The 24765-nt window shown below is 27.9% G+C and carries 18 protein-coding genes; 13 read left to right on the top strand and 5 right to left on the bottom strand.

Annotated elements, in window-relative coordinates; all coding sequences use genetic code 4:
• Positions 1-6 precede the first annotated feature (6 nt).
• The 7 genes from nadE (at position 7) to EXC46_RS02030 (ending at position 8035) form a co-directional block, all read left to right on the top strand.
• Complete coding sequence (nadE, locus tag EXC46_RS02060; RefSeq protein ID WP_027333354.1) at positions 7-801, top strand: NAD(+) synthase; 795 nt, start codon at positions 7-9, stop codon at positions 799-801.
• A 13-nt stretch (positions 802-814) separates the two neighbouring features.
• Complete coding sequence (locus EXC46_RS02055; protein ID WP_027333353.1) at positions 815-1552, top strand: YebC/PmpR family DNA-binding transcriptional regulator; 738 nt, start codon at positions 815-817, stop codon at positions 1550-1552.
• Positions 1552-2598 (top strand): ZIP family metal transporter, encoded by a 1047-nt coding sequence (locus EXC46_RS02050; RefSeq protein ID WP_044888827.1) that lies wholly within the window; start codon positions 1552-1554, stop codon positions 2596-2598. The genes EXC46_RS02055 and EXC46_RS02050 overlap by 1 nt, the downstream gene beginning before the upstream one ends.
• A 123-nt stretch (positions 2599-2721) precedes the next feature.
• Complete coding sequence (locus EXC46_RS02045; protein ID WP_027333351.1) at positions 2722-4713, top strand: GGDEF domain-containing protein; 1992 nt, start codon at positions 2722-2724, stop codon at positions 4711-4713.
• Positions 4714-4715: 2 nt separating this feature from the next.
• Positions 4716-5174 (top strand): 50S ribosomal protein L9, encoded by a 459-nt coding sequence (gene rplI, locus EXC46_RS02040; protein WP_027333350.1) that lies wholly within the window; start codon positions 4716-4718, stop codon positions 5172-5174.
• Positions 5161-6711 (top strand): DnaB-like helicase C-terminal domain-containing protein, encoded by a 1551-nt coding sequence (locus tag EXC46_RS02035; protein WP_044888826.1) that lies wholly within the window; start codon positions 5161-5163, stop codon positions 6709-6711. The genes rplI and EXC46_RS02035 overlap by 14 nt, the downstream gene beginning before the upstream one ends.
• An 88-nt stretch (positions 6712-6799) precedes the next feature.
• Positions 6800-8035: a CNNM domain-containing protein gene (locus EXC46_RS02030; RefSeq protein WP_027333349.1), complete on the top strand. Its 1236-nt coding sequence runs from the start codon at positions 6800-6802 to the stop codon at positions 8033-8035.
• 1275 nt (positions 8036-9310) lie between these two features.
• Here EXC46_RS02030 and EXC46_RS02025 read toward each other — a convergent pair.
• Genes EXC46_RS02025 through EXC46_RS02015 form a run of 3 tightly spaced genes read right to left on the bottom strand, consistent with a single transcriptional unit; the run spans position 9311 to position 10691 of the window.
• Positions 9311-9727, bottom strand: coding sequence for a hypothetical protein (locus EXC46_RS02025; RefSeq protein ID WP_052352992.1), 417 nt, complete (start codon positions 9725-9727; stop codon positions 9311-9313).
• 1 nt (position 9728) lies between these two features.
• The gene (locus tag EXC46_RS02020) at positions 9729-10217 is read right to left on the bottom strand and encodes a folate/biopterin family MFS transporter (RefSeq protein ID WP_027333347.1); all 489 of its coding nucleotides are present in this window, start codon (positions 10215-10217) and stop codon (positions 9729-9731) included.
• On the bottom strand, positions 10218-10691 hold the full coding sequence (locus EXC46_RS02015) for a hypothetical protein (RefSeq protein ID WP_027333346.1): 474 nt from the start codon (positions 10689-10691) through the stop codon (positions 10218-10220).
• 76 nt (positions 10692-10767) lie between these two features.
• Here EXC46_RS02015 and EXC46_RS02010 point away from each other — a divergent pair, with 76 nt between their 5' ends.
• The 4 genes from EXC46_RS02010 to tsf all read left to right on the top strand — a co-directional run bounded on the left by EXC46_RS02010 (position 10768) and on the right by tsf (position 14081).
• On the top strand, positions 10768-11607 hold the full coding sequence (locus EXC46_RS02010) for a Cof-type HAD-IIB family hydrolase (protein WP_027333345.1): 840 nt from the start codon (positions 10768-10770) through the stop codon (positions 11605-11607).
• 3 nt (positions 11608-11610) lie between these two features.
• Positions 11611-12111: a hypothetical protein gene (locus EXC46_RS02005; RefSeq protein WP_027333344.1), complete on the top strand. Its 501-nt coding sequence runs from the start codon at positions 11611-11613 to the stop codon at positions 12109-12111.
• Positions 12112-12340: 229 nt separating this feature from the next.
• Positions 12341-13126: a 30S ribosomal protein S2 gene (gene rpsB / locus EXC46_RS02000; RefSeq protein WP_044888824.1), complete on the top strand. Its 786-nt coding sequence runs from the start codon at positions 12341-12343 to the stop codon at positions 13124-13126.
• Between the two features lie 76 nt (positions 13127-13202).
• The gene (tsf, locus tag EXC46_RS01995; RefSeq protein WP_027333342.1) at positions 13203-14081 is read left to right on the top strand and encodes a translation elongation factor Ts; all 879 of its coding nucleotides are present in this window, start codon (positions 13203-13205) and stop codon (positions 14079-14081) included.
• A 120-nt stretch (positions 14082-14201) separates the two neighbouring features.
• Here tsf and EXC46_RS01990 read toward each other — a convergent pair whose 3' ends face one another.
• Positions 14202-15638 carry a glycoside hydrolase family 1 protein gene (locus tag EXC46_RS01990; protein WP_027333341.1) on the bottom strand — a complete coding sequence of 479 codons (1437 nt, stop codon included), beginning with the start codon at positions 15636-15638 and terminating at the stop codon, positions 14202-14204.
• A gap of 137 nt (positions 15639-15775) precedes the next feature.
• Here EXC46_RS01990 and EXC46_RS01985 point away from each other — a divergent pair, with 137 nt between their 5' ends.
• The gene (locus EXC46_RS01985; protein ID WP_027333340.1) at positions 15776-19132 is read left to right on the top strand and encodes a hypothetical protein; all 3357 of its coding nucleotides are present in this window, start codon (positions 15776-15778) and stop codon (positions 19130-19132) included.
• A gap of 23 nt (positions 19133-19155) precedes the next feature.
• Positions 19156-22569, top strand: a complete 3414-nt coding sequence (locus EXC46_RS01980) for a coiled-coil domain-containing protein (RefSeq protein ID WP_027333339.1) — start codon at positions 19156-19158, stop codon at positions 22567-22569.
• Positions 22570-22694: 125 nt separating this feature from the next.
• Here the strand turns inward: EXC46_RS01980 and EXC46_RS01975 are convergent, their stop codons facing one another.
• On the bottom strand, positions 22695-24383 hold the full coding sequence (locus EXC46_RS01975) for an IS1634 family transposase (RefSeq protein WP_129622150.1): 1689 nt from the start codon (positions 24381-24383) through the stop codon (positions 22695-22697).
• Positions 24384-24765: the final 382 nt, after the last annotated feature.

Here is a 24765-nt window from a genome sequence, read left to right as displayed (position 1 = left end):
TTTAAAATGAGTAAAATAACTCAATATTTAGAAAATAAACCTGTTTATAGCAAAGAAATAGCTTTAAAATATATCGAAAAAGTAGAAAATTTCTTAAAAGAAAAAGTAGAAGCTGCAAATGCAAAAAATTTAATTGTAGGAATTAGTGGAGGAATTGATTCAGCTCTTGTTTATGCTATTGCTAAAAGAGTATTTCCTAATAATACAATCGCAGTTGTAATGCCAATCATTTCAATGACTGAAAGTGATTTATCACATATTAGCGAACTTGAAAAGGCATTTAACGATTCATTTAAAAGAGTTGATTTAACAAATACTTTTTTAAGTATTTCAGAAACTTTGAATCTTAATAATGATTTAGCAATTGCTAATATTAAACCAAGATTAAGAATGACTACACTTTATGCAATTGCACAAGAAAATAGTGGACTTGTTTTAGGAACCGATAACGCAGATGAAGTTTACATTGGTTACTTCACTAAATTTGGAGACGGAGGAGCAGATCTTCTGCCTATTTGTAACTTTACTAAAGGTGAAGTAAAGTTCCTAGCTTCACTTTTAAATGTTCCTAGCTCAATTATCGATAAAAAACCTTCAGCTGGTCTTTGAGAAGGTCAAACAGATGAAAACGAACTTGGTTTTACCTATGATGATTTAGATTTTTATTTAAACAATCGTTTAACAAATCCAAAGTTAGTTTCACAAAAATTATCAGAAGAAACTATTTCAAAAATTGAATATAAACATAAAACAACACAACATAAGCGTGATAACATTTATAAACCAGAAAACATAGAATAAAAGGAGAATAATTATGGCAGGACACTCACACGCCGCTAATATTGCTCACCGTAAGGGAGCGCAAGATGCTGCAAGAGGAAAAATTTTCCAAAAACTTTCAAAAGAAATTTATGTAGCAGCGCAAAAAGGACCAGATCCTGAAACAAACCCAGCTTTAAAATTAGCTATTTCAAAAGCTAAATCAAAAAACATGCCTAAAGATAACATTGAAAGAGCAATTGCTAAAGCTAAAGGTGACAAAAACGCAAGCGCTTTCACTGAAACTATTTTTAACGCTACCGTTACAGGTGGAGCAACATTTATCGTTGTTACACTCAGTGATAACATCAACAGAGTTACCTCAAATGTACAATCATATTTTAGAAAACAAAATGCAACATTAGGTAAAACCAACCAAATTCCATTTGCTTTCGATAAAAAAGGTATTATCGAAATTGATAAATCATTAGTTTCAGAAGAAGATCTTATGATGATAGCTTTAGAAAATGGAGCCGAAAACATTGAAAACGAAGAAAATTCATATGTTGTATTAAGCTTACCAGAAAACTTTACAGAACTTAAAAACGCACTTGAACAAGATTTAAATATCGAAAACTTTATTCAGTGTGAAGTAACATATTTACCAAATATGTATGTTGAATATGATGCTGAAAAAGAAACCAAACTTTTAGATTTTATTGAAAAACTTAAAGAAGATGACGATGTTCAAGATGTTTACCACAACATCGATATTAAAACTACACAAGAATAATGAATTTTTTATCACAATGAATTAGTCAACTTACGGTTGCACTAAACAATAATTATAATTTAGCTAAATTTTTAGTTGCTTTATTTTTTGTGCTTGCTTTGCTTTTAATTCCTGTTGGAATTTCATTCCTTTTCCCTTTATTTAAAAGTAAATTAAACCACAAAACAAAAGTTTATTTATATGCCTTTTCAACCGGTTTCTTTATAATTTTGGCTACTTTCGGATTTTTAAGAGAAGCGATTGAACAAACTTCATTACAATCTCACAATCTAGAAAGTGATTGACAAAAATATGGTTACAACATCTTGGTAGTTGTTCTTGGATTACTTGGTGGATTAACATTTTCATTTGTTCTAAAATTTGTTATTACATACAGAATTAATCAACAACTTTTAAAAAATAAAAAATTGAGCATTTTTGTTCACGATCATTCTGCAGAACATGGATCTCACCACGTACACCAGCACGAAGATCATATCTTTACACAAGAAGATTCAATTTCGTTAGCCGAAGAAGCTTTAAGTCAAAAAATAAGTGGAAAATTAAAAATAATTGCTCTCGCCTTGCTTCTTACTCATCGTATTCCGGAAGGATTTTTAATTGGTTATAATTTAAGCTTACCAATTGATTATCTTGCTAACGGAGGAAATGGAGCGATACCAACTAATAACTTAACATTAGCTTACTTTGTTTCTCTTATTTTACACATGATACCAGAAGAACTTGTTTTCTATTATCGCTTAAGAGATGCAGGATACGGACGTTGAACTTCACTGCTTATTTCTACAATAATGGACTTTTTATTCTTCCCTTTTATGCTTATCGGAATATACACAGGTTCAGCAGTTGCAACAAACGGATATGCTCAAGGTGCATTTATGGCAATTATTGGTGGAATTTTTCTTTTCACTTCACTTGTTGAATTTTTCCCAGAATTCTATCATGTTGAAATGAATAAAAAAAGATGATTTATTACTCTTATTTCTCTTTTTGCAGGAGTTTTATTTGCAGTTTTCATCTTATCATTTCATGCACATAATCATTAAAACAAGCTCGGCTATTGCTGAGTTTTTTTATTTTAAATCAAAACTGTCTTGTTTAAATCAACATAAAATTTTAGTATAATTAAATAAATATTTAATTATTTAAAGTAATTTAAAGAGGTAATCATGATTAAAAAACAAAAAAATTTAATTTTCTTGCTTGGAATAATTTCTTGTTTAATAATAATGATCGTCTTTATAGTAGCTCTTATCAAAAGTGATAAAAGCACATGAGCATCACTATTTTTTGCTGTAGGTATTATTACAATTTTAATTTTTACTTCAATATTACTTTATTTTGCTATTTATAACTTTACCAAATCTAGAGAACTTATTAAAAAGTCCTTCAATAACTTTATTGAAGAAATAATGACTAATAATAATATTGGAATAATTGTTTATAACCTTGATCAAAAAATTATTTGATCAAGCAATTTTATTAAAAATGAATTTTCAAGTGAATTTATTGGTAATACAGTTGAAGAGTTTTTTGATAAATTGAGTTATAAACTAACAAATGATTGAAAAGTTCTTAAAAACAAAATCGAATTCGCTAATAACGGAAATTTTTACGAAGCACAGTTTTGACCAATTTCAAACACAATAGTTATTAGAGATATTTCAACAGAACAGTTATTCAAAAGAGAAGCTTGAGAACAAAGTCCAGTCATTGGGGAAATTGAAATTGATAACTTTCAACTTTTCCAATCAATTTTATCCGAAGAACAAATTTTCACAATCAATAAAATAGTTGTTGATGTTCTAAAAGAATATGTAAGTAAATATAACTTTGTTTATCGTCAATATACCAATGGAAAATTCGTTGTCTTTACAAACGAAAATTCACTTCAACAGATGATAAAAGAAGAATTCAATGGACTAATGGACATTAGCAAAAGAATCAAAAATGAAAATATTGACAAATTATCATTAAGTGTCGGTTTTGCTCATGGTTGGTCTTCATTCAAGGAAAAAATTGAGCAAGCTAAAAAAGCATTAGTACAAGCTCAAAACCGTGGTGGAGATCAAGTTACTATCTTTTCGAATATTGAACCACCAATTTATTTTGGTTCAAACTCAGAAATTCTTTCAGATAATAGTAGAACAGAAATTAAACAAATTGCTTATGAGTTTGAAAAAGCTCTACTCAATAAAGAAATTAAAAACGTTATTGTTTATGGACATGCATTAGCTGATTTAGATGCTCTTGGTGCTTGCATGGGAATTTATGAAACCGCCAAAGCATATGGTAAAAACTCATACATCGGTTCAAATACGTTTGATTTTACAACAGAAAAAGTTGTAAAACAGCTAACTGAAAAAGATAAAGATAAATTCTCGAGCATGTTTATCAAAAATAATTTACAAGCCAAAAAAATTACAAACAGCAATACAATAGTTGTTATTGTTGATACTTCAGATCCTGAAAGAACTGATAATCCTGAATCAATTATTAATGCTAATAGGGAAAATATTTTTGTCTTTGATCACCACAGAATTTCAAAAGCTGTTGATTATTGTTCAAGAAAAAATGTTTATATCAATACAAGTGCAAGTAGTGCAAGTGAAATAGTTGCTGAATTAATTTCATTTTTAGATTATAAAGTTGATTTAAGCACAAGTACAGCTCAAGTTCTCTTAAGTGGTATTTATTTAGATACAACTATTTTTACAAAAGCAATTACACCAAGAACCTTCCAAGCTGCTGCTTGATTAGAATCAAAAGGAGCAAACGGAATCAAAAGTTCGCAAATGTTAAAAATTGACGAAGAGACCAACAAACAAATTAATGAAATCATAGCTAATGTTGCCGAAATTAAAAAAGGTTACTATCTTGCGTATACAGATCAAGAATGTAGTAATGATGTTATTTCAATAGCTGCAAATGAAATTTTAAAAATCGAAGGAAGATTAGCTAGTTTTGTTGTAGCAAAATTAAAAGGTACTAAATATTACAAATTAAGTGCTAGAGGAATCGAAACTAATGTTCAAATTATCTGTGAAGCAGTTGGAGGTGGTGGACACTTTAGTACTGCAGCAGCAACAAGCGGCGAAGATTTAGAAACATTTATCGACAATATAAAACATGCAATTACAACAATAGGGAGAAATAAATAAATATGAAAGTAATTTTATTAAAAGACTGTAAAGATGGAAAAGCAAATACAATTATTGAAGTTTCAAATGGATACGGAACTAACTTTTTAGTAAAAAAAGGTTTTGGTGTTCCTTATAATCCACAAACTGCTAAAATGCTTGAAAGAAAATTAGATCAACTTACAGCAGACGAACACGAAAAAAGAACTAATTTCTTAAAACTAAAAGAAGAATTAGAACAAGTTAAATTAAAATTCGAATTAAATGCCAATATTGATGCAAATCACAATCTTAATGTTCATGGTTCAATTTCAACTAAAGAAGTTGATAAAAAACTTAAAGAACTTGGTTTCAAAATTGACAAACATGCTTTAAGTAAAATTCATTTAGTTTCAGAAGGCAATCACGAAGTTATAGCTACTTTATACAAAGATATAAAAGCTATTATACGTATTGAAATCAAAGTAAATGTCAAGAAATAATCATAAATTTCAAAACAATCGTTTTGATCATATTCAACCTTTATCATCTTCTAAATATAGTGATAATGAACTAGAAAAAAAGATTTTATCAATAATGATAATTGACGAAGAAAAACAAGCGTTAGGGATCGATATTTTAACAAGTGAAATGTTTTTTATTTTACCTAATCGTCAGTTATTTAATTTAATTAAAAATCTCAAACAAAGCAGCCAAATTAATTCAACAATTTGATTTACTTATACTGATATTATTGAATATTATAAAAAAGTCGAAGCAAAATTAGAATATAATGCATTAACATATGAATTTATTAACTCAATTGCTACTACTTTAGCAGACGAAGAAAACTTTTACGTCTATGCAGAAGAGTTAAATAATTTAACAAGAATGAGATATTTAGAATCATTCTTTGTTGAATATAACAAAAAGATCCAAAATAATGATGAAGCTAATTTTAATCAAATTATCAATGATTTTAATGATTTTTTAGCTGAAAAAAATCAAAATAAATTTTCAAATAGTCACTTTATCTCAACTGAAGAAGCTGCTTTAGAATATCGTGATGAAATTATTAAAATTTTAAGAAACGAAACTGAACAAAACGTTCTCCAATCACACTTTTATACTCTTGATAAATATATTAGAGGTTTTAAACCGGGTCAATTTATTATTCTTGCTGCTCGGCCAGGAATTGGAAAAACAGCTTTTGCGCTCAATGTGGCCAAAAACATTGCTCTCCAACATCAAAAAAGCAAGAATAATTTAGTAAACACATTAAACTCACAGGAAAACAAAAGTGAAAATGAAAGACCTAAAAATATTGCATTTATTTCACTAGAAATGCCTGTCTCAGAACTTATTGCGAGAACCATTTCTTCAACTGTTCAAATTCCACTATCATTTTTACAAGACCCTAAAAGACTTTTTGCACAAAGAGACTTACAAGATAAATTTGATTATTTTTATAACATCAACATTGATTCAATGAACATTTACTTTGATGATCTTGCAACAAGTAAAATTAGCGATATCATTCGAAAAATTAAAACACTTGTTAAACAATTAGATAATCAACTAGATTTTATCATTATTGATTATCTCCAATTAATTTCTACCGATGGTAATAATGGTAATCGTCAAAATGAAGTTGCAACAATTTCGCGTGCACTTAAAATATTAGCTCTCGAATTAAAAATTCCAATCATGGCTTTATCTCAACTTTCTAGAACTGTTGAAACTAGAGAAGATAAACGGCCACAAATTCACGATTTAAGAGAAAGTGGTGCGATTGAGCAAGATGCCGACATTATTATTTTCTTGCATCGCGACAATATGCCTAACACATCTAGTTCTGAAGAGGATAATAATTCCCAAAATAATCACTCAACATGAAAAGCGGGCGTTAAAACTACAATTACAATTGCTAAAAACAGAAATGGCCAACAAGGAATTGGTGATTTGCTTTATTATGGGCCAACTGTAACGTTTTTTGATCGTAATTTAACTCGCCCAGACCAAATTGAAAATAAAAATTAAAACTAAAAAATCAAGGAGAAAATAATGGACTCTTACCCCAGTTTGTACTCATTTCAAATAAAGAAAGATAATAACAGAGGAGGTCGAAATGACTCTTCCTGTTAAAATTATCTTAATAGTTGTTTTAGTCTTGCTCTTTTTACTCAGTAGTATTTATAGTGGTAGTGAAACTGCATATTCAACTTTATCGCCTGCAAAACTACATGACATGCAAGAAAACAAAAGTCGTTTTGCGCATTTGATCGCAAAACAATCGAAAAGATACAATCAAATTTTAAGTACAATTTTAATCGGAAACAATTTAGTAAATGTATCTTCTGCAACTTTAATGAGCCTTTTATTAAACTATACAGCTCTTTCAGATACACAAGCTACAATAATTTCAACCGCGATTGTAACGCCACTTTTAGTCTTATTTGGAGAAATTGTACCTAAATTAGTTGCTAAATCATACCCAGTTGCCTTTTTAAAAACTTTCTGTATTTTTATCGAAATCAACTATTGATTATTTTTTGTTTTAACTTTCCCAATTTCAAAATTAAGCAGAAAAGTTTACGAAACCAATAGTGAAGAAGATATCAAAAGCTTTTTAAAAATCGCTCAAAACGAGGGTGTTTTAGAAACAAGTGAATCCATTTTGGCTCAAAATGCACTCAATTTAGATTCAACTAAAGTTATCTCTCATTATGTTAAATTAAAAGATGTTCAAACAATCGATTACAAAAGCACCGTGAAAGATGCATTACGAATCTTTAAAGAGACTAATTATTCGCGTCTACCTGTTATCAAAGAAGATACTTTAATTGGTGTTATTTTAATCAAAGATATCTTTGATGCTAATCATAAAGATCGAATCATTGACTATCTTAAAAATGTTCCTTTTATTTCTGCTAACTCAATTTTATCGAGCGCATTAGAAAAATTACGTTTTGCACGTTCTCACATGGGTTTTGTAGTTCCAAATAACAACTCTAACGAAACAATTGGTATTATTACAATTGAAGATATTATTGAAGAAATTATTGGTGAAATTTATGATGAATATGATGATGATGAAGAAATTTATGAAATTTCACTAGCTAAATCTAGAGTGCAATCTAATTTATATGTTTATGATGTCTTTAAACAATTAGATATTGACCTAACTTTCTTAACCGAAGAAGAAGAAGAGTTAGATCTAAGATCCTGACTTTTAAAACGTACTAATAAAATTCGTTTAACAAAAAACTTTCGATACAACCTTGAAGATGAAATTACATTCAAAGTAGTTGAAATTATTAAAGGTCCTCAACACTATGCAATTATCGAGATTCATAAATTATAGAAGAAAAATAACTGACTTAATTTCTGAGTCAGTTTTTTAATAAAATTAGAAAAATAGAAAAACAAGCCAATTAATTTGGCTTTTTTATCGTTTTTCCGCAGATGATCAAAGTTACAAGAATGCACATTTTGCAAGGTTTTTATAGATATATCACAAAATAAAATCTACAATGTTAAATTATGAATGAATAATAAAGAGAGCTTTATTTTAATGATTTTAGTTTCTTTTAAATTTATTTCTCAAAATTTTAGTAATAACATATTAAAAAACAAAAATTAACAATAAAGAGACATCATTATAGAATGCAGTTTCAAGACATTTGAATAAATCATTTTTCAAAATTCATTAATTACTTGAGAAAAAACAAAAATACCACTTTTGTATTTCAGAAAATGGTATTTTTTTGTTGCGCTTGAGATTACACTCTAGCGATAGTTAACTAAATCTTATCTTTATACTTTTTTAGTTCTTTTTTAGTAAAAAAGCACTTTTTTCTTATCTACTTAATGGTTAGAAGAATTGAAAATCTCTAACTGAAGGGAGGAAAATGCAACAAAAAACTTTTTCTGGAAGAAAGGAATATCAATATTAAGTTATTTTTAATTCTCTTAATACTAGTAGTTATACTAGCTATTTTGAGAACAAAATAAGTTAATACATATTACCTCCTTTCGAAAAAGAAAAAAACACCTTCTGGCTGAAGGTGTTTTTCTATGGAAACGAGGTCCATGCAACAAAAACTTCATAAATATTATACTTCTTTTTGAAAGGTTTTTGAATAAATAAAAAATAATTTGCTGATTTTCACACTCAGTAGCATAAAAAATGGAGTGTCAAAAATGGTATTTTTTGTTGCGTTGGAGATTACACTCTAGCAATAGTTAACTAAATCTTATCTTTATACTTTTTTTGTTCTTGTTCAGTTCTTTTTGAGTGCAAAAGTGCTTTTTTCTTATCTACTTAATGGTTAGAAGAATTGAAAAATTCTAACTGGAAGGGAGGAAAATGGAAGTAAAAAATTTTTTTTAAAGAAAGGAATATGAATATTAAGTTATTTTTAATTCTCTTAATTTTGCTAGTTATACTGGCTATTTTGAGAACCAAATAATTTAAATCATATTTCCTCCTTTCGAAAAAGAAAAAAACACCTTCCGCCAGAAGGTGTTTTTCTATGGAAATGAGGTCCATGGAAGTAAAAAAATCATAAATATTATACTTCTTTTTGAAAGGTTTTTAATAAATAAAAAATAATTTCCAAACTTTTAAATTAAGCTACTAATTAATAGTATTCAAAATTTCGTTAATATCATCTTGAGAAATTTCTTTGCCACTTTTAATTTGGTTAAGTATCTCTTGATTTTTAGCGATGTTATCAGAAAGAGTATTTTTACGTGCTTGTATGTTGAAAAATGATTGTAGTGAAATTAAAAAGGTCATAAGGACAGATAAAATTGCTATCGCTACGAAAAAGTCCATTGTGAGCTCTGGAATTTCATTAAATCTAATTGAAAAAAGATTAAGAATAACTGTCGCCGCTGACACAAAAAGAGCTATAAGTGAAAGCGATACAAAAAGACCTCTACTTTTTCAGTATTTCTTTTTAATTTTCTTTTTTGTTTGTCTTAATAAAATAACTTCTTCATGAGTTAAATTATTTTTTTGCTCTTTATCTTTGCTATTAAATTTAATCATTTTAATTCTCCTCTTGATCAAGATTAGCAGAAGTAAAGCGATCAAAATCTAAAATTTTGACAACTCTTCGATATAACATATATTCTTTAGCTTTTTGGTTTTCTGCTTGTTTATAATTACCTATATTCGAACGAAAAGCTAATTCTTCAAAGTTAATTTTTTGTAATTTAATTTTTTTACTTCTAAAGCGATTATTAATTAAAAAGAATGAAAGAAGTCCAGTGACAAGACCTGTAATTGAGTTAATAATAGTAGTTAAAATTGGATAAACTCCTGATTTGTTTAAAAATTCAGGGTCTGTGTAGGGATTAACCATCCCTTCAGGGTAATTATTATTAACCCCGGCTAAAAAAGCGACTGAAAGAATACCAACATAAAACGCAGCAAAAAGAGTAGTTAAATTAAATAAATAATAAATAAAACCGTAAACAAAAATTTCAATTTTAAGTCTTTTTTTAATCTTTAAAAAAGTCGCATAAGCTTGAGACATTTATTTACCTCCTGAAGTTATTTGATCTTTAATAATTTGTGTAATTACTATTTTTGTTTTAGAATTAGCTTTTTCTCAAAGTTGATTAACATATTTATTTAATTGATTTTCATCTATTTCGCCAGAATCATATTTAACTTCTAAATATCTTAATGTATTGTAGATCTTTTTATACTCATTTTGTCTTGTATTATGTTTGTAAATCGCAAGAACAATAGTAATAAAAAATGAAGTTAAAATCAAAACGGTTAAAACTACTAAAATTACAAATGAGCTATTATCAACTTCATTTTTATGTATATTTCGGTAGTTAATTAACTTAACTAAAGTAATTATCGCTATAGTAATGATTGAAATATTAATAACAGCTATTAAAGCTGAAATTAAAGCATCAGAAATCTTACATAATTTAAGTTTTAAGTTGTCATTTTGAACTTTTTTATTTAAAGCTTTGATTAATTTATTGTTATTCATAGTAATAAAATTCTATTACATTTTTGAAATTAGACTTTCAAAAATTGTTAAATACTTATGTATAATAATAAACGTTATGAACAAATGAGTAATTTTTAGTGATGTAGATGGAACAATTTATCCATTCCCAGGTAAATATTTAGCAAAAGAAAATGTTGAAAAAGTCCGCGAAGTAACAAACAAAGGTGTTTCTTTTGTGATAAATACCGGAAACGGACCATATCAAAAAATTCAAAGATTAGCCGATAAACTAAATGGTAGATACATTATTTGCTCAAACGGAGCATTAATTTTCGATAATTTAGAAAAGAAAATTTTACATTTAGAAATATTACCAATAAGTGAAGCAGCCAAAATTTGAAAATTAGCGGAAGAAGTTGGAGTTGGCCTTTATTATTTTGGTACACACCAATACTATTTACATCTTTACACAGAAGAATTCAAAAATTTTATCACCGAATTTTGCGAATATAATGATTGAATTTTAGACGGTAGAATCAACGAAGATATTCATAAAATTGAAATTTATGGTCCAAGTGAAAAACTTGAAGAATTCTATGAAAAAGCAATGCAGCAAAAAATTGATCTAAACATTTGTAATTTAAAAAGTCATATCGAGATAACAAAAACAGGAGTTTCAAAGGGAAGCGGAATTAAATGACTTTGCGAGAATGTTTTTAATACTTCACTTGATAATGTTATGGGAATTGGTGATAGCCCTAACGATATTTCGATGCTTGATGTTGTTGGATATAGTTATGCAATGGAAAATGCTGATCCAGTTACTAAATCACATAGCAAATACTACACCTCTACAGTTGATCAATTTGGTTTAGCAGAAGCTATTGATGATTATTTATACCGTAGCGACTTTGAACTTAAAAGAGCAATTTCACAACAAAAGAAAGGACAGTAGAAAATGAAAAAAAGCAATAATCTAAAGCTAATCATTAACATTATGGCTGTAGTGAGTTTTATTTTACTTTTTCTTTCAGGAATTTTAAGAATAGCAAAAGTACCATTAATGTTAATTTCTTTAGGTATTCCTTTTCAAATTCTCTCAATTGTTTCGTTTTTTGAAATGATTACTCTTATTTTGATTATTTCAATTGTCTTTATCAATTGATTTGTTTTCGGAATCAATAAAGGTCAAAACAATTCATTTTATAGCATTTTAACTTACTGAATTTCACTCATAGTAGTACTTACAATTCTCTTTTTAAACTTATCATTTTTCGCTTTTAGTAATAACTTGTTAGAAATTGGGAGTTCTTCAATTTTAACTGGTCTTTGAGAAATTCTTTTAAGTGCTCTTTTAGCGGTTGTTACTATCTATACATTACTTAAAAATAGAGCAGATATACAAAAAACAAACAAAGAACAAGATATTCAAAATAACTTAAATCCAGATCAAGAATAACACCAAAAAGTACTAAAAAGATAGCTACAAAATAGCTATTTTTTGTTCTCATTTATTTTCAAAAAAGTGATAAAATTTGTATAAGAGTTTAATAACTCGCAAATTTATTATTTTTATTATTAAGATAATAAACAATAAATGTGGATTCGCTTGGGTGTGCTTAATTGTGCTAGGCGTTCGAAACATTTATTTTGAATAACAAACTAAAGAAAAGGAATTAATTAAATTTATGACAGAAACAAAAAAAGTAGAAACAAGACAACCAATTGTTTCAAAAAACAAATTATTAGAAGCTGGTGCTTACTTTGGGCACAAATCACACGCTTGAAACCCTAAAATGAGAGATTACATTGTTCCAAACAAAAAGAACAAAGGTTCTCACATTATCGACATTTCAAAAACTCAAAAGTTTCTTGAATATGCTTATACATTAGTTAACCAATTAGCATCAAAAAATGCACAATTCATTTTTGTTGGTACAAAAAAACAAGCTAGAGAAGCTGTTAAAGCTGCTGCCGAAAGAACAAAATCACTTTACGTAACAGAAAGATGATTAGGTGGAACATTAACAAATAACGAAACAATTATGTCTCGTGTTAAAAAGATGGAAGAATTAGAAGCTAAAGCTGCTAAAAACTTCCAAGGTTACACAAAGAAAGAAGCTTTAAACTTCCAAAAAGAACTTGATAAATTACACAAAAATCTTGATGGTATTAGAAACATGAAACGTTTACCACAAGTTATGATCGTTGCAGATCCAAACGAAGATGAAATTGCTGTTAAAGAAGCAAAAAGAAAAGGAATTAAAGTTATTGGTATTTTAGATACAAATGCTGACCCAGATTTCTTAGATTTTGGTATTCCAGCTAACGATGATTCAGCAAAATCAATTACATTAATTATGACAATTTTAGCTGATGCTATCGTTAAAGCTCGTGGTGGACAACAATTATTCGCATACCAAGATGACGAAAAAGTTGTTTTACCAGAATTTCAAGCTAAAAAAGCTGAATAATAATTAGTAACTGTTAAAGTTTGATTACTAATCAAACGAAAAATTAAATTTTAATACATTTCACAAGGAGATAACCATGGCTGATAACAAAATGGAAAAAATTAAAGAATTACGTGCTAGAACAAATTCAGCACTTATCGACGTTAAAAAAGCATTAGAAGCTACAGAATACGATATCGAAGCTGCTATTGCTTGATTAAAAGAAAACGGTATTGTTAAAGCAGCTAAAAAAGCAGGAAGAATTTCAGCTGAAGGTGTTGTTAACGCTTTTGGAAACGAAAAAAATGCTCTTTTAGTAGAAATCAATTCAGAAACAGACTTCGTTGCTCAAAACGAAAAATTCATTTCATTAGTAAATGATATTACAAAAGCAATTTTCGAATCAAACGCTCAAAACTTAGAAGAAGCTTTAGAAGTTGTTTTAGCAGATGGTCAATCAGTTAAAAATGCTTTATTAAACGCTACATCAGTTATAGGTGAAAACATTTCATTACGTCGTATTACACGTGTAAACGCAAACGAAGATCAAGTTTTAGGTGTATACGTTCACGCAAATGGACGTGTAGCTGCTGTTGTAACAGTTAAAGGAAAAGACGCTGAAGCAGCAAGAAATGTTGCTATGCATGTTTCAGCAATGAACCCTGAATTTGGTTTAGTTTCAGAAATTCCTGCAGAAAGACTTGAAGAAATTAAAGCAGGTTTTGAAAAACCAGCAGGTTTTGAAAACAAACCAGAAAAAATTCAAATTTCTATTACAGAAGGATGATTAAACAAACAATTATCAGAATTTGTTTTAGCTAAACAAGCTTTTGTTATGGAAGATAGTTTATCTGTTGAAAAATATTTAGCACAACACAACTCAGAACTTGTTTCATTCGTAAGATATGAAGTTGGTGAAGGAATTGAAAAAGTTCAATCAGACTTCGCTGCTGAAGTTGCAAGCATGGTTAAATAATTCACAAAACATTTGCACGCTCATTTTTAATGAGTGTGTTTTTTTATATACTTTGAAGCTTATTTTTGCAAATTAAAGTTAATAAAAACCACTTTCATTGCGAAAGTGGCTCTAGCTTTATTATCTATTTTTAATAACGTTTTGATATCAGTAAAAAGACTTTTTAGGATATCTTGTAAAATCACCAGTTCCATCATCGTGTCTATCTACATAAATAAATCCATATCTTTTTGCAAATTGTCCTGTGGTTGCAGAAACTAAATCAATACATCCTCACATTGTGTAACCAATTAAATCAACTCCATCTTCAAGTGCGCCTTCCATTGCCTTAATATGTTTATCAAGGTAGTCAATCCGGTATTGATCATCAATTGAATTATCTTCATTTTTAACATCAATTGCTCCTAATCCGTTTTCAGACACAAGAAGCGGAATTTGATATCTTGCATAAAGTTCATTAAGTGTATATCTAAGTCCTTGTGGATCAATTTGTCAACCTCAATCACTTGCTTCTAAATAAGGGTTTTTAAGACCAAAATCGAAGTTACCACCTTCTGCTGCTTTTGCTTGACCTTTGATGTCTATAACGCTTGTTGAGTAATAACTAAATGTAAAAAAGTCTACTTTTCCATTTTTTAGTATTTCTAAATCTTCAGAATGAATATCTAACTTAATGTTGTTTTCTTCCCAGTATTTTTTTGCAAAATAAGGATATGCACCTCTAACTAAAACATCACCAGCGTAATAAATTTCACGATTCATCGCTTCTTGAGTAGCAACTACATTGTCCGGATCGCAATTAAAAGGATATTTTGTCGCCATTAAAAGCATGCACCCTATTTTAAAGTTAGGATATTTATCATGAGCTAGTTTTGTGGCTAATGCTGAGGCTAAAAATTGGTGGTGTAATGCTTGCAATTTAACTTGAAGTGGAACACTTCATTTATTCATTGAAATCCCGGTTGGATTATTCTCGATAATCCCAAGAGATAAGAAAGCTCCTAAAGGGTGTAAAAGCGGCATGTTGATTTCGTTAAATGTTAATCAATATTTAACTTTGTTTTGGTATCTTTCAAAAATTACATGAACGTAATTCATAAAAAATTCAATAACTTCTCTACTTTTAAAACCATTGTATTTTTTAGCTAAATTCAGTGGCATTTCGTAATGTGAAATTGTAACAATTGGTTCAATATTGTGTTTTAAAAGTTCATCAATTAATTCATCGTAATATTTAAGCCCTGCTTCATTAGGTTTTTTATCATCTCCATTTGGAAAAATACGACTTCAAGCAATTGAAAAACGATATGCTCGAAATCCTATTTCCCCAAAAAGTTTAATATTGTTTTTAAAATGTTCATAATGTCTGACAGCATCTGCATTAGGATAAAAAACACCTTCTTCTCTTTCATATGTTACTCTACGTGGTAATTTAGTTGTTCCACCTGTTAAAGCATCAGTTACTGAAAGACCTTTGCCATCAAGATTATATGCTCCTTCGAGTTGGTTGGCCGCAGTAGCTCCACCTCATAGAAAGTTTTTTGGAAACTTATTCATTTTCGCTCCTTTAGATTTTTACTATCTATTAAATTTTATCAAACGTCCAAACTATACACTTTATATTTTTAGAGAACATTTTGTGTTCTTTTTTTGTTTTTTTGCTTCTTTTTCTTATCTACATTATGGGAGGAAAAATGGAAACACAAAAGAAAAACAAGGTAACATGGACAATTTTATCCGTGGCTGTTGTTGGTATTATCGCTACAACTTTTGCGCTGCAACAAACTCTAAAAAATAGTAGTACAAATAGAATTTTTATAAATGATTCTTTAATTAAATCAAGCGATAAAATCAAAAACGAATTTACCAAAATAGACAAAGAAAACACAAATAAAGAAAATGAAATAAACGAAATTATCACCAACTGAGAAAAAAACAAAACAGAAGAAGAAAATAAAGTTTTAGAACTTAATAAAATCATTGATTTAAAAACATCAGAAAAGACTGAAATTGAAAATTTAGTAAAATGATACTCGCCCTTTAAAATCAATGTTGAAGACCTTAAGAGACACCTTTTTACAAAGTATTTCGAAACTATCAGCGAAATCGATAAATTAAAAAGAGGTGAATCTAACTCATTTGTGCTTGATCAAGCACATCTTGCTAAATTAGATTTTTTAAAAAGTGAAGTTGGTAGTTATTTAGAAGGTTTTAAAGGAAATTTGAATCAAATAATTGACAAAACTCGAAATTCAATTTTATTAAGAATTACATCAAGCGACTTTTTGATTGATACAAGTTATGAAGTTCATAATTATTTAGAAACTTATACAGAAAAACTAACAAGTTTTAATACTATATCAACAAACAACTATCATGACTTTGTCAAATTTATCAAAGCTTTTTTTGAAACATTCGAAGAACAAGTCTTAAAAATCAATGCTGCACTTAATATCTTTTTACAAAACTTAAATGCGAAATTCAATATTTTAAAAGAAGAAATTCAATCTTTTAAAACCATTAAAGAGATGGATTTCCATTCAATTGAAATTCTTAAAAAATACCTTGCTCAAAACAGTAACTTGATAGCTTTATTAAAACATGATAGTGATTTTATTGACGAAAAAATGAAAGCTACTAATTTATCAAATCAAGATAAAGAATTAATTTATAAAACCTATTTATTTGCTTATTCCAAGAAGTTTAGCATCTTTGTTGAAGGTATTCACACTTTATTAAATTCTGTACTTGAAATTGAAGGAATAAGCCTAGAGAAAAGTAAATTAGTCACTAAAACAATTAAAGATATAAGTGCGCTTAAATTGCAAAATAAAATTTACTTTGATATTGCAAATAAACCATTTGAAAAAATCTTAAATATAACCGATATTAGCTCTCTATTTAAAGTTATAGCAGATGTTAATTACAAAGTTTTATCAAACGTCTTTGAATTAATTAATATGTTTATCATTGAAATTGAACAGGATAAAACACTTAAAGATAATATTTTTAGAACGCTAAATGAAGTTAGCAACAAACTTGGAAGTTGAACATTAAGAAAAGAAAAACTCAAAATTCAAAAACAAATGCTTGTTAACAAAATTAAAGAAAATTCTGCCTTACTTAACACTGAATCTCTTTCTAATAGCGACAAAGAAAACATCCGCTCAAAAATTAAAGTTTTTGAAAAAGAAAAACAAAAACTTGAACTTGCTTATAACGAAATGCAACTCAACTTTAAGTTCATTCAAAACGAGTATGATGAAGCTTCAAAACAAGGAATGAACATTTTAAAAAAATGAAATGATAATCTAGTTATTCTTAAGTATCTAAATTATTCTTTATCATCTATATTTGGTGAATCAAATAATAACATTCAGCTTATCAAAGATCTTAAAAATCAAATCTTATCAATTACAAACGAAAATAAGGAAGTTATAAAAAGCTATGATGAAGCCAGAAATGAACACAATCGCAAAATTGAAATATTGAACAATGAAATTGATAATCTCAAACTCAAAAATGAATTACAAATTGAAAAAAACAATGAATATAATGCCAAAATAACTAAATTAAATAGCAAAATGAGCGAATTAAGTTTAATTAAAAGAAATTTATCTGCAAATGTCTTCTTACTTACCAAAGAACTTGAAAAGAAAAAGCTTGAACTTGAAAATTCCGAAGCTAATCTAACTGAAAGAAATGCTCTAATTGCCAAACTGGAAAATAAAATTGAAGAAGAAAAGAATAAGCTCAGTTTAGTTGAAGGCGAACTTACTAAAATCAATAACGAGAAAAATGACTTATTAGTTGAACTTACAAAACTGGAAAAGACTAATTCTGATTTAATTCTCAAAATAGATCATCTAACTTCTGATAAGGAAAACCTTATTAATAAACTCACTGAACTAGAATCTTCAAACAATAAGAAAATAAGCAATTTAAATACAACAATCAGTCGGATTAGTGCTGAAAATAGAAGTCTTGAAGAAAATATTAACAAAATAAATGCTGAACTCGAACGAAGTAACCTTGAGCTTGATAACAAAACCAAAAGCATTGAAAATCTCAAAGCGGAGCTTATAGAACTTGAAAATAAAACTAATCTTGAAATTGAAACTAAAACAAGAGAAAAAGAAGAACTTCAAAAAGCACTAACAAAAAGCGAAGAGGCACTTAAAAAACTCAAAGAAGAACACCTTTCTTATTCGTTAGAAAATAATAAAGAACGTGATGATCTTAAATTATTATTAGATGCGAGAAAAAGAGAAATAGTTGATATTACTAGCCGCTTGAATGAAAAAGATAAGGAAATCGAATACTCAAGAACATACATACAATCTTTAAGTGAAGTCAATGAGAAATTAAGTAATGAAAAAATCTCGCTCACCGAAAAATTGCAAATTGCAACTAAAGCTCTTGAAACTGCTAAAAAACGCGAAAAAGACCTTGAAAACAAGCTTGTTCTATTAAGAAATCAACTTGATGATCAAATTTTAAAATACAACAAATTAAGTGATCAAACCAATTATGGATTTATTAACGAAAATAAAAAACGCAGAGATTTAGAAAAAGAAATCAACAATCTTAAAAAAGAGCTTCTCAAACAAAATGAAAAGAATAAAAAGGAATTAGATAACTTAATTCGAGAAAAAAATGAACTTATTTCTGAAATTGAATCTTTAAAAATTAAAGAACTCGCCTATGCTAAATTAGTTATGAAAGCAAATACAATCATTAAAAAAGCAATTGGTATTTTGCAAACTTATCGTTCTTGAACTGAAGATAATCGAATTAGAGTGAATGTTCCTGAAATGCCCTATGATATTGAATTAGAATCAAATGGATATGTACGTAGAAGAGTGCCGCGTCCGGGACAATATGCTTCAATGTTAAGAAAACTACTCGATGAAATCATGGAAAAGAATGTTGTATTTTACAAAAATAATGGCGAAGAAGTCTTTGCAGAAGCTCTCAAAGTTTTAAAAGAATGAGAATTACCAGCGGAATTAGAAAACGAAATTAACAACCTTATTTCTAGCCATAATTAAAAATCCAAAAAAAGGAGAAAGCCATGAAGAAATGAAAATGACTTATTATAGCAAGTTCAAATTGTGGTATTTTGTCAGTTGTTGTTGCCGGATGTTTATCATATGCTTGTGTTGCAAAATACAAAAAACAAATTCAGCAAAAAGATAAAGAAATTGTACTTTTGAAACTCAAAATTGCGGATCTTGAAAAACAAAATCAAATTCTTTTAATTGAAAAAGAAAAATTAGAACAAACGATCACAAAACTACAAGAAGATTTAGGTATTGTTACTAGACAAAATAATTCATTTAGAGATAATTCGTCACGCTTAATGCGAAGTTTATTAAGAAAATCTCGTGAAAAATCAGAAACAATTTATATCACAAGAGAACAAATTAATTTTTTAGCACCTTCTGATCAATTGCACGATAGCCATCCAGCTAGTGAAGAAGAAGTGATTCAAATTTTAAAAAACAAGCATGCTGAAGCTGTTAAAAATTATGAAACACAAAAAAGAGAAATTGAAAATTCACTAGCTATTTCACAAAATAATTTAAAACAAGAGACTAAAAATGAATATACAAAAACTATTGAAGCATTAACAAAAGCAATCGAAGAGTTAAATAAAATAAAGATTAACTCAATAGATCAAGGAATCAGTTTCCTTGACCAAAAGATCGAAATCGATGATGCACTCAGTAGCTTAAATTTAAACCTTAATAAGATGCTTTTAGAAGAATTGCAAGAAAAACAAAAAACAATTGCAGAAAAAGAAAGCGAAATTTCAAGTCAATTCGAAAAAGCTAAACAAATGGTGCAAATCACAATTCGTGCTTCCAAAGAGCAAGTTTCTTATATTAATTCACTAAAAGAAAAAGTGAGTTCCTTTTTAAACAAAGATTTTTCATACACAAGTTCTGAAGTATCTGAAAATCTTAAAAAAGAAGCTAACTCTGTTTTGAACTACCTTGGCGAATATGAAAATGAACTTTCAAAAGCATTAGAAATAGCAGAAAGAGAGTACGAAACAGGTGTTGCTAATCACAATATCAATAACTTTATTGTAATTGATGTCGATAAATTTGGTAAAACTAACCAAAATATACTAAATAAAACACAAATACTTTATGATCGGGATTTTAATGCTTTATTTGAAAAATATAAAGAAATAAACAAACTAAAAGAAAATCTCCAAGGAGAGCTTTTATTAATGAAAGAAGAACTCAAAAACTCTAAATATGAGCTAGAAGAACTTAAGATAGTCCTTGATAATACTAATAATGCAAAAGAAGCATTATTAAGCGAATTAAGCGCTAATAAAGAAGAATTTCGTGAGATCTTAAAAGATTACATTTTAAATGTAATTCAGGATCTAGAAAAGATTCTAGAAGTTATAAAAACAGAAGATAGCAAAAATATAAGCGAAATAATCAAAGCATTAGAAGAACAAAAAGAAATCTTAACAAAAACACTTGAAAAATACTCTGAAGAAAACTTTGTAACACAGTACAAAGACATTATAAATGGATCTTTAGAATTAATTTCTCAAGCATTTAAGGAATATAACGATCAAAAGCTTGTACCACTTCAAAAAGAATTTATCAAAATTTCGGAAGAGCTGCAAAAAAGTAAAGATGAGCTCGCAAATCTTAAAGATCAAATTAATTTAAAGAACTCCAAAATCGGCGAATTAACCGAAGAAAACACTAGCTATAAAGCAAGCATTGAAACTCTAGAAATTGAATTTAGTAAAGCACAAGAGAAGTTAAAGATATTAACAAATAATTTAACAGAGTATAAAAATAAAGAAACAAATGATTTACAAGAATCGAGCTCACGCATTTTAATTATTAAAGAATGATATGTCAAACTTAAAAATCAAGGAAATCTTTTAGTATATAAAATTGGAGATAGCACAATGACAAAAGAATTAGAAACAATATTAAATGAAACAATTGAACTTGAATATGATAACACAAGCTTGCAAAGCGTTAATAACAAAATAAATGAATATCTTGATTATCAAACAAAGCTATCTTCTTTAATTTTACAACTCCAAAACAAGCATTATGAGGAGACGAAATCGAAGCAAGATGCAATTATCGCGGAAAATAACACCAATATCTTACATCTAAAAGAAGAAGTTTCTGATTTAACAAATACAAAAAGAGAACTAGAAACAAAAAATCAAGTAATCGAAAATAATAAAAATGAACTTCAAAAAAATATTAGTTTAAAAGATCAAGAATTAGCAAAACTTAAAGAACAAAAAGAAGAAAATGAAAGACAAATTAAATCACTTGAAAATGTTATTCTTCAAAAAGATACAAAAATTACGGAATTAAACGAAAGAATTAGTAAAGACCAAACTGATTGACTTACAAGAAAAATTGAAGCAATAAACAAAGAAAAAGAAGAACTAGAATCAAATAAAGCAGAGCTTGAAAAAGCTAATAAAGAGCTAGAAACAAAAATTCAAGAAAAAGATGATCAAATACTTTTAAAGATTAAAGAACTAGCCGAAGCTAGAAATAAAATCGAAGAAAAGGATAATTTGCTTTTACAAAAAAATAAAGAAATTGAAAACGTATCTCGAGAAAAAAGAGAGATAGAAAATAGCGTTTGATATATTGAAAAACAAAAAGAAGTAGCAGAGATAAGGCTCCGTGAATTAGAAAACCAAGTAGATAATTTAGAAGAAAGATTAATTACAATTATGAGTAAACAAGTAAATAGCAGAGAGCTCATTGTTAAAAGTTATAAAAGTAGTATCGATAAAAATATGCGAATTTTAAAAGAATTCTATGGAAGCACAACGGATGATGCTCATACCTATACAGGTACAAACTATAAACCTAATTTTGCATGATCTACCTTTGGGGGAGCAAATAACCGTTTTGCTTGACAAAACCTTGACATTCAGATAAATAACGCTGATTTTACCTGAAAAGTAGAACTTGTTGGACTTGGCAATGATAATATTATAGAAATTAACGGATTTAAATATTTAAAATTAAGTCTTTCAAATGTCGAAATTGAATATATAAGCTTAAAAGATGGTGTAAAACTTGAAAATAATTATTTACTATTTCCAATTTCACTTTTCAAAAGCGGAAACTTTAATCAAAGATTGTTAGGTCAAAATATCGAATATAAGAGCTTATCAAAATATAATCAAATCAATAATTCGTCAGAATCAAAAAGTATTTGAAATGATGGTGTATTTAGATTAGAATACAAATTCAAAGATAACACACTTTATCTTTATCAAATATTTAAAGCGCAACGAATAACAAATGTATCTCTTGATTCACGTGGTTATCTTGCAACATTACCAGATAAGAATATCGAAAAGTCACCTTTTGCCATTTGAGATTACTATGACAAAAGACCAAAACAACCTCTATTTGAAATAATAGCAGCTTCTTATATTCAAACTAACTCAAATGAGCTATAATCGTTTCTAAAACCTAGTTTTGTAAACCATTAAAAAGACCTTAATATCCTGAGTTTCCAAGTTGTAATGAAGAAAAAAACGAATACACCTATAAATAAGGCGTATTCGTTTTTTGCGCTTTTAAATTACAATGATAGACCATCGACTGCATATTGAAAATCACTATATATTTTGTTTAATTCCTTATGTTCTGGGTCTAAATTATTCTTGATTTCACTTACAACTTTACCATTCACAGTCTTTGTTGTGATTGTTATAAGTTTCAATGCATCTATAAACATATTCATTGTGAGTTTTTGGATCTCTCCATTATCTTTATAAAATTTCTTTAATTTATAAATGGAATATTTCAAAACAATTAGAGATAAAAAGCATAAAAATACATGAGATTGAATATGTTCGTCTTTATAAACGTACATCGGCCTAACTTCGATTGCTGATTTTAAAGTTCTAAAACCTTCTTCGACTTTTCATTGTCCCTTATATATTTCATTTGCTTCTTTTGAATCTATATTTGTTATGTTGGTTTCAATCATATAAAAACCATCTTCATTAGCGACTTTTTTAATTTTTTCGATATTTAATCTTCCAACTGTTTTACCATCTACATCCATATACTTTTTCTTATATTCAGGAACCAAAGCACTTAATGGTAATTCACCGTTAATAGACTTTTTCTCCAATTTATTAATAAGATTTTGTCTTTTTATTTTGTCTAAAGTTTGTTTGGAAGGGCTAAAATAGACAAATTGTTTTCTAAAAGTATCGCTATATCTTTTTTTATTTTTATTTTTAGCTCAAACAGATTGGACGAATCTAGATTTAGTGAAATAATCATTTTCTTGAACAAACCCTTGATCATTTACTATAAATGCTTTATCTTCTTTTCCAAGAATATCAATACGTTTCTGAACTATATATTTATATCCTTTTTGCTCTAAATATCTTAAATTTGCATTTTGACTAATACCCTTATCAGCAACTATTATTGTGTCTTTTGTTTTGTAAATCCTTTGCATTTCGACTAAAAATTTCACAAGAGTTTTAGAATCTGCAGTATTTCCTTCGAAAACTTTATAGTGAAAAGGAATACCATTATTATCAACTGCCATAGCCACAACAATTTGATCTTCATCATGCTTTCCATCTTTAGAAAAACCTCTTTGTCTCAAACCATCTCTTGAAAAACTTTGAAAATAAGCAGTTGTATTATCAAAATGCATTAATTTTGTGTTTCTAGTTGTCAATTCTTGCATTTTGTTATAAATATTGACTAAAATTGTATTTTTATATTCTAAAAAAGTATCAAAATAGTTATAAATTGAAGATTTTTTTATATCTATATCATGTAAAAAGTCATTTTTGTTTTTGTATTGACAAATATAACTTCTTGGTTGAATTATTCTTGTTGCAACAATAAATTCTAATACTTCTTCTAAAGATTTGTGTTTAGTTTTCGGTAATCCTTTAAATAAATCTAGTTCTTTAATTACTTTATAAATCAATTCAATACCAACATTTTTCACATTTGTTTCGACAGATGTTGGTTCAAGCAATTGAAAAAATTTGGTTTTAACTTCAATTTTATCTTCTCCAACAGGAACTAATTTAGCAATTGGTTTTAAATCATCGATGTTTTGCAGAGAATATTTTTCTTTAATTTCTTCTCAATAACCTAATCCAACTAAATTACCAATCCCTTTACCATATCCTTTTGATATTCCTAATGCAATGTAAATTCCTTTTGGGTTTTTTCTTTTATACAGAATGTAGTTACTCATATTTATATTATACATTATTATCATTGTAATCATTGTAAAAAATTAAAATAATTAAAAACTGTACTTATATACTATGTATATAAGTAATAAGGTAGAAGGTATAAAAAAGAGCTTCCAACTTGGAAACTCAGGACATTACCAGATAAGAATATCGAAAAGTCACCTTTTGCCATTTGAGATTACTATGACAAAAGACCAAAACAACCTCTATTTGAAATAATAGCAGCTTCTTATATTCAAACTAACTCAAATGAGCTATAATCGTTTCTAAAACCTAGTTTTGTAAACCATTAAAAAGACCTTAATATAAACGATAAGAAAAGCGCTAATTAAGACAACTTTATTACAACAAAAAACACCCTTCCTTAAATAATAGGGAAAGGTGTTTTTTGTATAAAACTAGAAATAATCTATT

This window comes from Mycoplasmopsis glycophila (assembly GCF_900660605.1).
Lineage (GTDB): Bacteria > Bacillota_I > Bacilli_A > Mycoplasmatales > Metamycoplasmataceae > Mycoplasmopsis > Mycoplasmopsis glycophila.
The sequence above is the reverse complement of the archived record's forward strand: the minus strand, read 5'-3'. Positions and strand labels throughout refer to the sequence as shown.